This window comes from Pseudoalteromonas sp. J010, assembly GCF_003934235.1.
GTDB classification, from domain to species: domain Bacteria; phylum Pseudomonadota; class Gammaproteobacteria; order Enterobacterales; family Alteromonadaceae; genus Pseudoalteromonas; species Pseudoalteromonas peptidolytica.
The window spans coordinates 12201-26620 of the sequence record NZ_RDBW01000034.1 but is presented as its reverse complement, the minus strand read 5'-3'; the positions used below and the strand labels follow the sequence as shown (position 1 = coordinate 26620).

The window sequence follows — 14420 nt, the reverse complement described above, 5'->3', positions numbered from 1 at the left end:
GAGCTGTTATGGAATCGCAACGCACGTTTTTATTTATCGGTTTGTTGCTTGTTTCGTTCCTATTGTTCCAAGAGTGGACACAAGAACAAAACCAGCCTCAAACTGGTACCAGTGCCGCCGCACATCAAGTGGCGAACTCAACCCCAACAGAAGATCAAACTGATGTTCCAGCGTCTAGCCAATCCGATGTGCCTGTTGTGGCAACTCAGGCGACACGTTCTGTTATTAGTATTACTACCGATGTACTTGCGGTAAAAGTTGATACTAAAGGCGGCGACATCGTTGAAGCTAAATTACTCCAACATGCAGAAACCCATGGCAGCGATCAGCCTTACCTGTTACTTGGTGAATTTGATGCTAAGCAGTATATTTCACAAAGTGGCTTAATTGGTTTAAACGGCCCTGACGCGAATAAATCAGGCCGCCCAGTGTACAAGTCAACTCAAACTCACTATGAGTTAGCAGGCGATACATTACGCGTACCTCTTACTTTTACTGATGAAAAAGGCGTACAGTACACCAAAACCTATATCTTCAATGCTGGTAAATATGACGTTGGCCTAGAGTATCATGTCAACAATACCACGGCAGATCCCGTACAAGTGCAGCTTTACACACAAATCAAGCGTACTCGTCAGGATAAAGGCAGCATGGTTGACCAAACTTACCTTGGTGCAGCCTATGGTACAGCGGAAGAGCCTTACGAGAAATACAGCTTCTCAGATATGGCTGAAGCGAACCTTAATAAAAATACCCAAGGTGGTTATGTCGCATTTCTACAGCACTACTTTGTAAGCGCTTGGGTTCCTGATCAGCAAACCAATAATACTGTGTACACAACACTAAGAAGCGGTAACGGCATTATTGGCATGAAGAGTGAACCGACCAATGTTCAAGCAAATACCGCTGCAACGATTACAGCAACGTATTATATGGGACCTAAAGACACAGAGGCGCTAGAGGCTATTCAAGAAGACTTAGACCTAACTGTAGACTACGGCTGGTTATGGTTTATCTCGCAGCCATTACTCACACTACTTAAGTTCCTTTATGGTATTTTGGGTAACTGGGGCCTGGCTATTATCGCGATTACATTGATTGTAAAAACCGCTTTGTATCCACTGACCAAAGCACAATACACTTCAATGGCTAAAATGCGCATGCTGCAACCAAAAATGCAGGCATTAAAAGAGCGTTATGGCGATGACCGTCAGAAGTTCGGTCAAGCGATGATGGAGATGTACCGTAAGGAAAAAGTAAACCCTATGGGTGGCTGCTTCCCATTATTACTACAAATGCCAATCTTCCTTGCGCTATTTTACGTTTTCCTTGAGTCAACAGAGTTACGTCATGCTGAATTTGTCTTATGGCTAACTGACTTATCTGCGATGGACCCTTACTATGTACTACCTGTGCTATTTGGCGCAAGTATGTTCCTTACTCAAAAGTTACAGCCAATGACTGTGACTGATCCAATGCAGCAAAAGATGATGACTTACATGCCAGTTGTGTTCTCTATCTTCTTTATCTGGTTCCCATCAGGTCTAGTACTTTACTGGTTGGTTTCAAACCTTATCTCTATCGCGCAGATGCTAATTATCTACCGTGGTATGGAGAAAAAAGGCATGAAAGTACGCGGTTAATTCCCCGTATTCAGAAAAAACGGCTCTCTAATGAGCCGTTTTTTTATGTCTTAAAAACAATAACTTGATAATATTTTATGGTAATTTTATGCTAATTTGATAGGTCAGATAGACACTATCCGTCATGCTCATTTGCAAATACAGCACGCAAAGAGAAGACGATGTTTGAATCAACGTTACTACAGGCACTTTCTAGTGCGGAAACAAGCTGGTGGTTAATCCCCCTCGCCTTGCTAATAGGTGTTCTCACCAGTTTTACTCCCTGTGTCTATCCTATCTTACCTATTACTGTTGCTACGTTGAGTCAGCAACGTCATATCCGCCTTGCACCTATGTTGTACGCTATTGGCTTTGCAGCTGTCTATGCAGCACTTGGGTTCGTAGCCGCACTCACAGGTAGCTTTTTCGGCCAAATTGCCACTAACCCTTGGGTGCTACTGATTTTTGCAAATCTGCTACTTTACTTTGCAGCAGTATCAAAAGGGTTACTCCCCTTGCCTGCATTCTCCACAGCCTTCAGTAATACAGCCTCTGCTCCGCTACTCATGGGCATGGCCAGCGCCTTTGTTGCAGCACCTTGCACATCACCTGTGCTGGGCGGTCTGTTATTGTTCGTGGCCAATGCTCAGCAGCCCTTATTGGGCGGTATGTTGCTATTTAGTTTTGCCCTGGGAATGAGCACCTTGCTGTTGCTTGCTGGGTTTAGCACACGATTTTTAGATAAGTTGCCAAAATCAGGGGCATGGCTTAATCACATCACCACAGTCACAGCACTACTCTTAGTCGCAATGGCGCAATATTTTCTTATTCAAGCTGGCAAAAGCTGGCTATAACAGTGAAGGAACTACCATGAACAGAATCATTTTTTATTTGCTACTCACTTTATTGAGCACCACATCGACGGCTAAGGACTACCCCGTACTGAATGCTAGTACACTGACCAACAATGTGATTACAAGCAAAGGGAAGATCACTTATTTAAAATTTTGGGCAACTTGGTGCGCTTACTGTATTGAGGAGATGCCGCTACTTGAACAAAGCTACCAACAAGCCAATGACCACTATCAGGTTATCGCTATTAATATCGGCTTCAATCAGTCAGAAAAAGGTATCAAAGCCTATCTTGATAAACATAATTATCAATTTCCAACGGTATTTGATGAAAGCGGTAAGATAACCCAACAGTTTCAAGTATTAGGTACACCGCAGCACATCTTAATTGATGAAAACGGTAAAGAAATTTATCGCAGTGCACTGTTTACCGATGAGCTACAGCAGCWCCTAAACGCACTACAAGGAGTAAACTAATGTCACTAATCAAATTACTACTTGTGCACATTACCATCTATTTAAGTATGTCTGCGCAGGCGAGCACACAAGAGTATATTTTTATCAATATTTGGGATGAGTATGTGCAGCCAACCTCATTACCCGCACCATCAGCTCCGAGAGTTATATTGCAGCCAGATATCAATATTGATGATGCAAGTCTAGAGCAGTTTAAAGCGGCTTACCCTAGTTACGGTAATATCAAAATTGATAAGCAAAATCAGTTAATGCTGCAATTTTCAGTGAGGCAAACCCCCATGCGTGTACTCGTTGAAAATGGTAAAGTTATCAAACGAGAGCAATTGTCTACAGCAACCGCTATCGGTGCAGAAGAAAAGGCAGGCGCTCCTTTACAAACACTAACCGGTACGCCGTTTTCTATTAAAACAGTTAATAGCCAATACCGAGTGCTATTTTTCAGTGATAGCTTATGTCCGTTTCAACATATTCCAGCATGCGAAATGAAAATTGAAATGAATAATCACCTCGCAGCAGTCAGCGATTATCCCGTGCTAACGATAATTAAGCCATTTTACGTCGACGAGCAAAGTGCTTATGCTTATCAAAAGCGCTTTAATATCAAACACGATATTGTGTTCGATCACCACAATGAGGTATTCAGTGCTTTTGATGTACGTGAATTACCTTATTGGTTGGTACAAGACAAACAAGGCAAAGTGGTATATCGCGGTAATCAACCACCGAGCTTAGACTAATTCCCTGTCGCAGCCAGCTTAAGCGAAGACTGGCTGCTCAAACAAGATTGTAAATTTAGGGAGATCTCGAGCTAATTTATCGTCCATTTACTTTGACAATATACGCTATACGGCGCATCAATAAGCTCAGCAATAAAGCGCTTATCGATGCGGCTTTGCTGTCGTAACTGCTGCAACTGCAACTGTAATAATTGACTATTTTCAAGCTCAGTGAGTTTGTCTGAAAAGTCTTGCTGTAACGCTTCCTCTTTCGCCATATCAGCGGCTACAGCACCATAAAGTAGCAAAAGATGCGAGCTGGGGTGTTGCTGTGAACTAATAATATCAAGTGCTTGTTGCGGCTCTTCATTTAAAAGATGTATATACATTTGAGTATAAAGCGCATAGGTTTCAACTTCCTGTAGTTGTAGCGTTTGATACGCTTGCATAGCCTCCAGTGAGAGCTGCTCGGCAGACTCAAGCTCTCCTGCTTTTATCAATGTCCAACTGAGTAATAATTTAACGTTCGCCCGCGTCACGACAGATATATCATCACTTTTGAGCAATGCTTGGTATTGTAAAATTGCGCTTTGCATTGCTTCTTCATCACCCGTTTGCAGTGCAATATCCATTTGCGCCATGCCTATCAGTAATTGCTGCTGTTCATAACTAGGCGCAAAACGTGGTTCGGGTGTAATTTGCTTTAGGTAATCAAGCGCTTTTTCCCCTTGATGAAGCTGAATATAGAAAAACCCCAAGTAAGTTAGTACTTGCATTTCTAGATGGTGATAGCCGCCCTGTTGCGCCAATTCTAACGCCTTTAATAAGCTTGGTTCACTCTCACTAACAGGCACTAAATAGTTTTGTCCGTAAGCAAATAATGCCTTAATTAAGCTTAATTTTTGTGCCGTTTGCTGATAGTAAGTGATCGCTTGAGCAAGGACTGGCTTACTTTTTTCTAAGTTGAGTAAAGTCTTTTCTATCGGCCCTGCTGCGGGTGGATTAGCTAAATAAAAGCTGCGCTGCGCTTCGCTGTAGGCAAAAGAGCGACTCCCCACCAAAACATGCGCTGAATTCATTGCTTGTTTGTATTCATCCCAGCGCTGAAGGCTCCAATAGGCGTCCGCCTGAAGTTGATAAGCAGATGCTATTAATTCAACCTGTTGACTTTGCTGTGCCACATCCAATGCCAATTTCGCTTGTTGCAAGGCCTGCTGCGCTTGTCCTGTTGCTTTTAAAAACTCGCCATAATACAAGTGATAGCGAGCCTGCGTCGCGATAGATGCTGTGCTCAGTGAGATATGCTCAAACTGCTTATGTGCAGACTGTATGTCCCCAAGCCACCAGCAAATTTGTGCAAGCTCAAGCTGACTTTCTATATGATCTGGCATTTGCATAACCGCCGCTTCAAAGTATGCTTTAGCTAGCTTTGGACCTTGCTCATTTAACGCTTGGACACCGCGATAATAGTCACGCATGCCACGATTAAAGGGAGCCATATCTATCGCTTCAGTTTTAAGTGCTAGTTGTGTTATGACTTGCATTGCAATAGCTGTAAAGTTTTCATCTAGCTGTTCGACTATCAGCTCGGTGCGCTCGCTTGCTAAACTAGCCGTTAATAGAAATCGTTGTTGTAACGGTTTAAGAGAAAGCGTGAGCTTTTTAGTTTTATCACTGTCAGAAAGCTCTGGATACTGGCTTTTGGGTACTAAGTGATAACTAGATTGCAGCTGTTGCCGTAGTGCAGCTTCCAACGCATACCCCCACCACGCATTTGCTTGTACACCCGTTTCATTAGCCATAGGTGGGATAATAAGTGTCGGCAATGTGACACTAGCCTTGCTTGAAACCGGCTTTGGTGCAGATAAAAAATATAAGCTGACTGTACTAATAATCGCTGTTAAGCCAACCGCGGTGAGCAATATTGTGGCTTTCTTCCCTAGCTTAGTAACATGTGAAATTAGGCTTCTTGAATGCGGCTGTTCAACAGGACAAATCCACAAATACCCTTGCTGTGGGATAGTTTTGATAAACGTTGGATTTTGGGGACTGTCGCTCAGTGCTTGCCYGAGCTCTGTAATGCTTTGAGTGAGTGCGGCTTCTCTAAACTCGCCATGTTGCCAGAGGCTGCTTAGTAATGTTTCACGTGCAACAACTTGATTTGGATGCGTTAAAAAATATGCCAATAGCTGTGCAACCTTTGGCCGCAATGGAACTTGCACAGCATCACGATATAAGCACAATGTCATTGGATCAAAGCGAAAATGTAAGAAGTACAACACGGTGTTTATTTCCCTTATACAAACCTATTACCAGAAGTATCCAGTAAGTATTGTACCTATACTATAACTAACAAACACGACTAATCCTAAGCAAAGTCATCTAACTGCTAAAATGAAGCTAAGCCAACCTTTCCAACTTGATTGTTACCAACACTAGGTCAAATCCATATCGCTCAATTATCGCTTGAACCGCGAAGCGACAAGTCAAACGCTATAGCCACAGTACACTCCGAAGAACAAAAACAAAATCGCAAGGGAACCAACACTTGTAGATATTATCTAGCAGCTATACCTGAGATATATCTATTGCTGTACAATTATGTCTATTAACCAGACAGTCTAAAGAGTCATCATGATTGCACAAGACACCATAGCAGCACAGGCTACCGCTCCGGGTCGCGGTGGCGTTGGTATTATTCGCGTATCAGGTAGTAAAGCCAAAGCGGTCGCCGAGCAAATCTTAGGTAAATGCCCAAAAACTCGCTATGCCGAATACCTGCCATTCAATACCTTAGCAGGTGAACAGCTTGACCAAGGCATTGCGCTGTTCTTTCAAGGACCAAACTCATTCACAGGAGAAGATGTGCTTGAGCTACAAGGCCACGGTGGTCCGGTTGTCCTTGATATGCTGCTAAAGGAGATAAGCCAAATCGAGCAAGTGCGCTTGGCAAAGCCTGGTGAGTTCTCAGAACGTGCTTTTATGAACGACAAGCTAGACTTAACGCAAGCAGAAGCCATCGCAGACTTGATCAATGCCACCAGCGAGCAAGCTGCAAAAAGTGCGCTACATTCGCTCCAAGGTGACTTCTCTAAACATATCAACGCATTAGTCGAAAAAGTAATTCACCTTCGTATGTATGTAGAGGCTGCAATTGATTTCCCCGATGAAGAAATTGATTTTCTATCAGACGGTAAAGTCGCAGGAGATCTTGAGAGCATTATTCAGCAACTCGCTGAAGTGCGTAAACAAGCCAAGCAAGGCAGTATTATGCGTGAAGGTATGCGCGTGGTGATTGCAGGTCGTCCTAACGCAGGTAAATCATCGCTACTCAATGCCTTAGCTGGCCGTGAAGCCGCGATTGTTACAGACATTGCAGGTACCACACGGGATGTACTGCGTGAGCACATTCATATCGATGGTATGCCGCTTCACATTATCGACACTGCAGGACTTCGTGATAGTCCAGATAAAGTAGAACAGATAGGCATAGAGCGTGCTTGGGAAGAGATCCGTGGTGCCGATCATGTACTGTTTATGGTAGATGGCACAGAAACCCACGAAACCGATCCTGCGAAGATCTGGCCTGATTTTATTGAGCAACTACCGCAAGGTATGGAGATTACGGTGATCCGCAATAAAGTCGATTTGAGCGGTGAAGCCATTGGCACTACCACGAGTGATGGCCATACTCTTATTCGCCTGAGTGCCAAAGATATTCAAGGCATTGATTTATTGAGAGAACACCTAAAAGCCTGTATTGGATTCACAGGTGCAACTGAGGGTGGCTTTATGGCTCGTCGTCGTCATTTAGACGCCCTAGAACGCGCTGCTGAGCACTTAGAAATAGGCCAAACTCAGCTAGAGATGCACATTGCCGGTGAAATTCTGGCAGAAGAACTGCGCCTTACCCAGCAATACCTCAATGAGATCACCGGCGAATTTACCTCAGATGATTTGCTAGGCAAAATCTTTAGCTCATTCTGTATTGGTAAATAACCTGAGCTTCGGATAAATCATCCAAATATTTGAGTTGTCATACGCCCAATTTCCGGGCGTATGGTTACACACTAGCTAACCTGAGGCTTAGATAAGGAATGAGCTGACTCGTTGTTTTCAAGACCACATTAAATTATCCCCTTCTCTAGCCAGACAGTTTTGGGGATAACAAGGCGAATTTACGTACCAATAGCTGGCTATTGGAAGTGAATTCAACGCAGTTAGCGCTAAAGCAGGTTGCTAGAAAGGCATTAATTATCCGAACTCAGGTTAGCTACAGTAATAGCTGACTGCTTCTTTTACCTTACGAGATTTGTCTTTTTTCAATGGAGCTAGCAATACTTCAGCATCTGCTTCGTGGCATAATATTTCAGGAAGTTCAGCACGGCGACCCGCGTGTAGGTAGCTCAAACTCTGTTTAAAACTGCCATATTGGCCACGGGCGTGTGCCACAATAAACTCACGACACACGTCAAAATGGCTGCGCTTAATACAAAACAGCATCAGGTGTTCGGATTTAACGCCGATATCAAATAACCAGGCGAGTAAAAATGCCATACCGGTCTCGGATGCTTCACCTTCATACTCATCGCTGTTTGATAGATAAGTCTCAAAATCAATTTCATTGTGTGCCAGTTGGTGTAACAACCAAGGTTGCTCCATTTGCGCTTCAATTAATTTAAAGCCGCGATAGTCATGATTAAGAAGCAGACGTACCAGTTTGTTGCGACGCTTAACATCTAGCATCCACACAAATTGACGCAGACTATACATGTGGTATTCATCGGCATCGATACGCATAAACTCGGTGGATATTTGCTCTTTGAACAGCGCAGCCATGGCGTCAAACTCTATTTCGTTATCTAGATAAGCCATCGTTTGTTCAACAATCCCGTTAATACGATTGCACTGCACTTGAAGTTCAGCAACGCGCTTTACAATAGCAGCACGTTCAACCCGCTCTGAGAATACCAATAAGGGTCCCGACGGCAGTCTGTCTTCATACCAAGCAAGCGGCACCTCATGATCGGCCATCACAATCACGTAATTGTCTCCTTGCTGCTGCAACACAGTGCAGGCTTCCCAACTTCGACCATCAACATGACAAGGTTTATCATGTATTGAAAGGCTATCTGCCACAATGGCTTTATGCAGCTTCTTTGGTAACTTTTCACCTTCACCAAAATACAGACAATCCTTACCTGACTCGTGTGCCAACGCATGCTCCCAAGAGTGCAGATTTAATTGCACAAAAATATCTATCGCACGGCGCAAGTCATGATCAAAGTCCACTGCAACTTCAGGATGTTTGAGTGATACATGATGTAAAAACTCAACTTTCGTGCGCTCATTAATATACGCAAGCCCCCGATCCATGGCTTTGGCTTTTTTACGCCCCATGCTACCAAACATACTGGTATCATCACTGACTATTTCGCTGTAAATCTCTATCCAATTTACGTAACGCCCGAAGTCATAACGTTGATAACTCATTTCATAGGCATTCAGAATACCGCTATCTATTCCAGCTCTACTTAAGTGCTCATAGACATCAATCCCATCGAGTATATTGTTAAACTCTATATCCCAATGATCATCTGAATAAGCACGAAGCACATTGCGTGCAACCCTAACAGGCGCCAATGCAATAATAAATTGCCACAAACGCTCTGCTTTATTTTGTAAGGGTAAAGGTAATTGCCGCAACCAAAATGCGGCTAAGGTAAAGCGCTGAAAGTCATCATCATGATCTTTAAAAAGCTGATAGCTGGGTTGCTGCTCACTAAATTTGTTTAAGTAAAGATCGCCGAGACAGCACTCATCTCGATACAAGTGTGGCTGTACTAGTGCCAATATACTGGTCAAATCATCTTGCGGCGTGTCTGCAGTAAAGTGTTCGCAGATCCGCGCTATTTGCTCCTCAGATAACCCCAGATTTTCGTGGTTATAACGGTCTGACTTTTTATGACATTTTTTAATTATGTGCTGGGCAGCGAGTTGCCAAATATGATTATCGTTAAGATAAGTTACCAGCGCCTCTGTAATATCATCGCCAATACGCTGATTGTAATCACTGTGAAGGTGATAACTGGCCAGTGTCATTAAGCCCATATCCAATTGCGGCCACTGCTCTGGATGGCAAAGCGCACGGGATGAGCGAAAATGCTCGTCAACCAAGTTTAGGTGCTTGCGACACAGTAATTCATCGTGATTAGTAAAGTGGCGAAATATCGATTGAATATTTTTGGCTTTAGCACTTTCTGCTGCGCTTTCAATATCAGATAAGGAGAGTTGAGTGTAGCGCTGATAGTAGGCTTCTCTAGAAAGTAGCGCCTCATCACCTTCGGTAAGTGATGCCATCATATATTTACTAAACTCACGTTTGCCTAGAGCATGGTAAAATACGTCAATCACGCGCAAGTATTGCTGAGCACGAGCTTGTAGTAAATTCGTTTCTGTATCTTTGCGTACCGTAAGCGTCAGCACCATGCCATTTGGTTGTGTATATTCAACTTCTTCACTGAAGTGATCAGTCAATAAATCGCCCCGTACAAGACTGAGCACCGACTCCAATTCGTCGGCTATACCTTGGTTATTGCGCTCGAAACTACTCAATTGATCAATAAGATGCTCAGCCATGTCACTGGCATGCAGTTTCGCTAATTCAAGTACATCAACTTCAAAGAGTGTTTCTAACACGGTGTGTGGCTCACCACTTTCAATATAGCGCCACAATGATTCACCTTGGGGCATAGCTAGCACTAAGGGCTTCAATAAATTGCTACCATAGTTAAGCTCATATTTTCTCTCGTCTCTGGCGAGATAGGCGCGATAGTTTGCACGCGCAGTAATGGCACTTTGTGCTATTTTAACGAGCGGCCCTACAACCTGTGATTGGACTTTTTGCTGTAAATCATACGCTTCATTTTCGAGCGTGCTGCCAAAAAATGGCATTGCCATAAAGCTATCTTTGGCTTCTTCATCGTCATAAAAACAAGTATGAGGGAATAGCGATTGGTATAGAGACACGACGGGTTGATAAGTACTTAAGTCTTCTTCTTCATCCTCATCGCACATAGTATCCACACGCTCAAGTAATACAGGCTCTGCTTGGAAACGTGCAACGACTAATGCTTTAAATTGTTCGTAGTGCTCGGGGTGCTGGCATAAATATTCCCCCAATGGCTGGTAGCTACAATCGTCACTATATCGATCATTTTGGAACATGCCAGATCTAAAGCTCTCGTTGTCACACCATATAAATGCTTTGATTATTTCATTGTGCCAGCCATGCTCATGAAGTATCGAACTTAAATAGCTTTCGTAACCGCAGGCATGTTCATCATCCCAATAAGGCACAAAAAACTGTGCAAGCAAGTAGGCATATCGTATATCCGTCTTTGCAAGCATATATAATGCTTCTACGCCAAATACCCGCATATCATCAAGCCACATTTCGTCTGTATCGTTTTGGCGTCGACTATAAGCAACGATGGCTTGGGCGGTTTCTACAACAACCTCTTTAATTTCAGGATATTGCAGCGCAGCTGCAAACAGAATAACCTCAGAAATATAAGTTTCAGTATCATCATCTATAGGGTGGTTATAGTGGTGCGATCCGCCTTCTTGGCCTAAGTTTAACGCAGACTGCAGCAACTTAAGGTTGTTGCCGCTATCTTGTGGTTGTAGGCGGCGTTTACCGTCTTTTCCCAGTTGCTTAAACTCAACATCAAATTGACTATCGCTAAAAGCCCTATCCTCATCTAATAAAGCTTTATATTGTGTTAATGCTAGTTTGATTTGTTGCGGGTCTTGAATATCCAGCGTGATAATCTGGTTTTTATCGAATTGATTCATGTCGTTATTTCTAATTGGATTTAACGTATAGCCGCACTAATCGGACTATAGAGTAGAAAAAATAATGAAGCACAGTTATGTAAACTGCGGTGATTTCAAGTAAATATTAAAAAGCAGCGGGTGTCGATTACGAGCTAGTATCGTCCTCTTGTAGCTCTTTTAACCTGTCGACGTCTATTTGGCAGTCCTGCTTTGCCTTTTTCTGTTGATCGGGTGTCATATCATCCCAATGAATATAACCACCATGTGTGTATGATGACTTGTATAAATAGTTGGCGAACTTTTTGCTCACAGTACCAGAGACAAGTCCTGTTACTGAACCATGTTTATCGGCGGCCCATAGTGCAACACGTTTAAATTCCAGCTCTCCAGAAGCGCTAATGCGAAATGAATACCAATCTTTAGCGGCACTGATGCGCAGTTTCTTCTCCATGCTTTACCTTTTAGTGTTCCTTAAAGTCAAAAGCATTATTTCCAATCTTAATCATGAGGTCAATACAACATATAAAATTAAGTCTTTGAATTATATTAATAAAAAGTAAAGTATAAGGTAATATCGTTGGCAACAACACATATGCCAACGCGTATTAAATCTATGTATTAGATGGGCTTAACAGGGTGTAATACCGAAGACTCAGGTCTAACAGGGTGTAATACTGAAGACTCAGGTCTCACTGGGTGCAGTACTGAAGATTCAGGTCTAACAGGATGTAAAACAGACGACGCTGGGTCTAATGGATCCAAAACACCACTACCACCAGAAATACTAGATAGCGCACTTTTTTCAATTAATTTTTTCATGTTTTTTCCTTAACTTTGCGGTTATGTAACGGCTAGTAATAAGCACCTTGTTTATATCGACTTATCTGGAATGAGAATAAATCGATAAAACATCTCATTGCCCAAGCAAAATCCAGTTTTGATGTAAAAGTAAAAACGTTTACCAAAGCAATCCTTGCTATTTTGTACAATTCATAATCAGTATTAACATCAAAGCGAATGGGATAACAAATAATGAGAAAATAAACAAAAAGTTTATTTATCAATGACATAAAATTTTATAAAAATACGGATATTGTTGAAAACTTCTTCATATGTATGAAAATCATACATATTTTTCAAGTAAGCGACTCACCTTACTTTTTTGTGAAAATACGTATAAAAATGTTGAGTGCCGAATGTGGCCAGTTTGTTCTGACAAGAATATTTATGCTAAGTATTTAAACTTACGAGAAATAAAATGAATAAACGAACAATTTTTAAAGCCCTTCATCAAAACCCCAACCCCCTCTTTATTGCTAATTGTTGGGATCCTTTATCGGCACTTATTATTGAGCAAGCTGGTGGCCAAGCAGTTGCAACAACAAGTTGGGGCATGTCTAATCATCAAGGCTTTAAAGATGGAGAACAACTCACATTTGATCATGTGCTACAAATAGTCAGTGCCATTCTTAAGGTGATCACTATTCCCTTAAGCGTTGATATTGAGGCAGGCTACAGCGAGGATCAAAGTCAGATCATCAAGCATATTATTCAATTGGCAGATCTTGGTGTTGCTGGTATCAATATTGAAGACACGCCCAGTCATCAGAACGGTTTACGTGATATTCAAGCACACCAGTCATTACTATATGCTATCAGGCAAGCATTACGTGACGCTGGTTTTAAACACTTTTTTATCAATGCACGTTGCGATCTTTGCTTACAACCACAATGGAATGAAACAGCATTACTTAAACGTGCATTCGCTTATCAAGAAGCGGGTTGCGATGGCTTTTTTATTCCCGGTTTAACTGAACTTGTCACGATAAAGCGCCTGACTACTCTACTTTCGATTCCAGTTAACGTAATGTTGATGCCCGGACTAAGTGATAAACAGCAGCTCACAGAATTGGGTGTCAAACGTATCTCATCCGGAAATGCACTGAGCGATCACATGATAGCGCAGCAGGAGTCAGTAACTAAAAGGATGCTTAAAGAAGCAACAGTTGACTTCTTATTTGAACACTCTGTCGGCATAACATGGCAGTCAAATTAAATTAATGGCTAGATCTCCCGGTTTTTTTAGATTCTTTTATTATATGGATCTAACTATATAGATCTAAAAAAACCGATCAACTTCAACCATTTAGATCGTTATCCACAATCGCTAATCCACAACCTTACTGCTTGCATCCATAATGGCGATATCAACCACTTATTAATGCGAAACATCACCTTAGCTACGTACAGTTAAACTCAACTAGCTCATAGATTATCCACAAGTAAATCACCTATAAACCATAAGGAATATTTTATTTTCTTCTTTAAATTCATAGCTATAATTAAAAAACTAAAAAATCAAACAGAATTTGAGCAAAAAAAAATTCCCACAACGTAAGTGTTACCCTTTACATATTCACGTTAATCGCTAAGATGTCGCGCACTAGAAGCTTAGGTAAGGTAATAATGCAAACTTTAGATCTGATCGTTGGTAGTCAAATGGGGTCAGCAGAATATGTTGCAGAACAAGTAGTAGAGTCACTTAAATCCCATGGCATTGCAGTGAACCTACATGAGCAACCAGAGCTTGAGGCATGTCAACAAACACTATGGCTGGTGGTCACATCAACCTATGGTGCTGGAGATTATCCTGAAAACCTATTGCCTTTTATATCAGCCCTAAACGATACAACAGATCTCCAAGGCCTGCGCTTTGCAGTGATAGGGATTGGCGACTCAAGTTATGACACCTTTAACTATGCAGCACTTAATCTTGCAGCCTTGTTAAAAGAGAAAGGAGCGACATTGCTGGTCGACGTGGAAAAGATCGATGTATTACAATCTGATCTACCAGAAGATACCGCTATTGCTTGGCTACCTAAGTTTATCGACAGTATCGCTTAATGAGGCGATC

Annotated in this window: 11 protein-coding genes; 7 read left to right on the top strand and 4 right to left on the bottom strand. The window is 42.2% G+C overall.

Annotation, left to right across the window (positions count from 1 at the left end; all coding sequences use genetic code 11):
- The first annotated feature begins 8 nt into the window (after positions 1 to 8).
- The 4 genes from yidC (at position 9) to EAG18_RS17535 (ending at position 3688) form a co-directional block, all read left to right on the top strand.
- Complete coding sequence (yidC, locus tag EAG18_RS17550) at positions 9 to 1643, top strand: membrane protein insertase YidC (protein ID WP_125253661.1); 1635 nt, start codon at positions 9 to 11, stop codon at positions 1641 to 1643.
- 161 nt (positions 1644 to 1804) lie between these two features.
- Positions 1805 to 2476 carry a cytochrome c biogenesis protein CcdA gene (locus EAG18_RS17545; protein ID WP_125253660.1) on the top strand — a complete coding sequence of 224 codons (672 nt, stop codon included), beginning with the start codon at positions 1805 to 1807 and terminating at the stop codon, positions 2474 to 2476.
- 16 nt (positions 2477 to 2492) lie between these two features.
- On the top strand, positions 2493 to 2951 hold the full coding sequence (locus EAG18_RS17540) for a TlpA disulfide reductase family protein (protein ID WP_125253659.1): 459 nt from the start codon (positions 2493 to 2495) through the stop codon (positions 2949 to 2951).
- The gene (locus EAG18_RS17535) at positions 2951 to 3688 is read left to right on the top strand and encodes a hypothetical protein (RefSeq protein WP_125253658.1); all 738 of its coding nucleotides are present in this window, start codon (positions 2951 to 2953) and stop codon (positions 3686 to 3688) included. The genes EAG18_RS17540 and EAG18_RS17535 overlap by 1 nt, the downstream gene beginning before the upstream one ends.
- Before the next feature lie 71 nt (positions 3689 to 3759).
- Here EAG18_RS17535 and EAG18_RS17530 read toward each other — a convergent pair whose 3' ends face one another.
- The gene (locus EAG18_RS17530) at positions 3760 to 5949 is read right to left on the bottom strand and encodes a winged helix-turn-helix domain-containing protein (protein WP_185745615.1); all 2190 of its coding nucleotides are present in this window, start codon (positions 5947 to 5949) and stop codon (positions 3760 to 3762) included.
- A 352-nt stretch (positions 5950 to 6301) separates the two neighbouring features.
- On the opposite strand from EAG18_RS17530, the gene mnmE reads away from it, so the two are divergent.
- Entirely contained in the window at positions 6302 to 7666 is a 1365-nt protein-coding gene (mnmE, locus tag EAG18_RS17525; RefSeq protein ID WP_125253657.1) for a tRNA uridine-5-carboxymethylaminomethyl(34) synthesis GTPase MnmE, read from the top strand.
- A gap of 270 nt (positions 7667 to 7936) precedes the next feature.
- On the opposite strand, the gene EAG18_RS17520 is transcribed toward mnmE, so the two are convergent.
- From EAG18_RS17520 to EAG18_RS17510, 3 genes are all read right to left on the bottom strand, one after another.
- Complete coding sequence (locus tag EAG18_RS17520; RefSeq protein ID WP_125253656.1) at positions 7937 to 11524, bottom strand: hypothetical protein; 3588 nt, start codon at positions 11522 to 11524, stop codon at positions 7937 to 7939.
- A 127-nt stretch (positions 11525 to 11651) separates the two neighbouring features.
- Positions 11652 to 11957 (bottom strand): hypothetical protein, encoded by a 306-nt coding sequence (locus EAG18_RS17515; protein WP_125253655.1) that lies wholly within the window; start codon positions 11955 to 11957, stop codon positions 11652 to 11654.
- A gap of 167 nt (positions 11958 to 12124) precedes the next feature.
- On the bottom strand, positions 12125 to 12325 hold the full coding sequence (locus EAG18_RS17510) for a hypothetical protein (protein ID WP_125253654.1): 201 nt from the start codon (positions 12323 to 12325) through the stop codon (positions 12125 to 12127).
- A 439-nt stretch (positions 12326 to 12764) separates the two neighbouring features.
- Between EAG18_RS17510 and EAG18_RS17505 the strand changes: the two genes are divergently transcribed.
- The gene (locus EAG18_RS17505) at positions 12765 to 13562 is read left to right on the top strand and encodes an isocitrate lyase/phosphoenolpyruvate mutase family protein (protein WP_125253653.1); all 798 of its coding nucleotides are present in this window, start codon (positions 12765 to 12767) and stop codon (positions 13560 to 13562) included.
- 410 nt (positions 13563 to 13972) lie between these two features.
- Positions 13973 to 14410, top strand: a complete 438-nt coding sequence (locus EAG18_RS17500; RefSeq protein ID WP_125253652.1) for a flavodoxin domain-containing protein — start codon at positions 13973 to 13975, stop codon at positions 14408 to 14410.
- Positions 14411 to 14420 lie beyond the last annotated feature (10 nt).

Excerpts from the sequence above, each read along its gene's own strand:
- yidC (WP_125253661.1), top strand. The coding sequence starts at position 9 with ATGGAATCGCAACGCACGTTTTTATTTATCGGTTTGTTGCTTGTTTCG.
- EAG18_RS17545 (WP_125253660.1), top strand. The coding sequence starts at position 1,805 with ATGTTTGAATCAACGTTACTACAGGCACTTTCTAGTGCGGAAACAAGC.
- EAG18_RS17535 (WP_125253658.1), top strand. The coding sequence starts at position 2,951 with ATGTCACTAATCAAATTACTACTTGTGCACATTACCATCTATTTAAGT.
- mnmE (WP_125253657.1), top strand. The coding sequence starts at position 6,302 with ATGATTGCACAAGACACCATAGCAGCACAGGCTACCGCTCCGGGTCGC.
- EAG18_RS17520 (WP_125253656.1), bottom strand. The coding sequence starts at position 11,524 with ATGAATCAATTCGATAAAAACCAGATTATCACGCTGGATATTCAAGAC.
- EAG18_RS17515 (WP_125253655.1), bottom strand. The coding sequence starts at position 11,957 with ATGGAGAAGAAACTGCGCATCAGTGCCGCTAAAGATTGGTATTCATTT.
- EAG18_RS17510 (WP_125253654.1), bottom strand. The coding sequence starts at position 12,325 with ATGAAAAAATTAATTGAAAAAAGTGCGCTATCTAGTATTTCTGGTGGT.
- EAG18_RS17505 (WP_125253653.1), top strand. The coding sequence starts at position 12,765 with ATGAATAAACGAACAATTTTTAAAGCCCTTCATCAAAACCCCAACCCC.
- EAG18_RS17500 (WP_125253652.1), top strand. The coding sequence starts at position 13,973 with ATGCAAACTTTAGATCTGATCGTTGGTAGTCAAATGGGGTCAGCAGAA.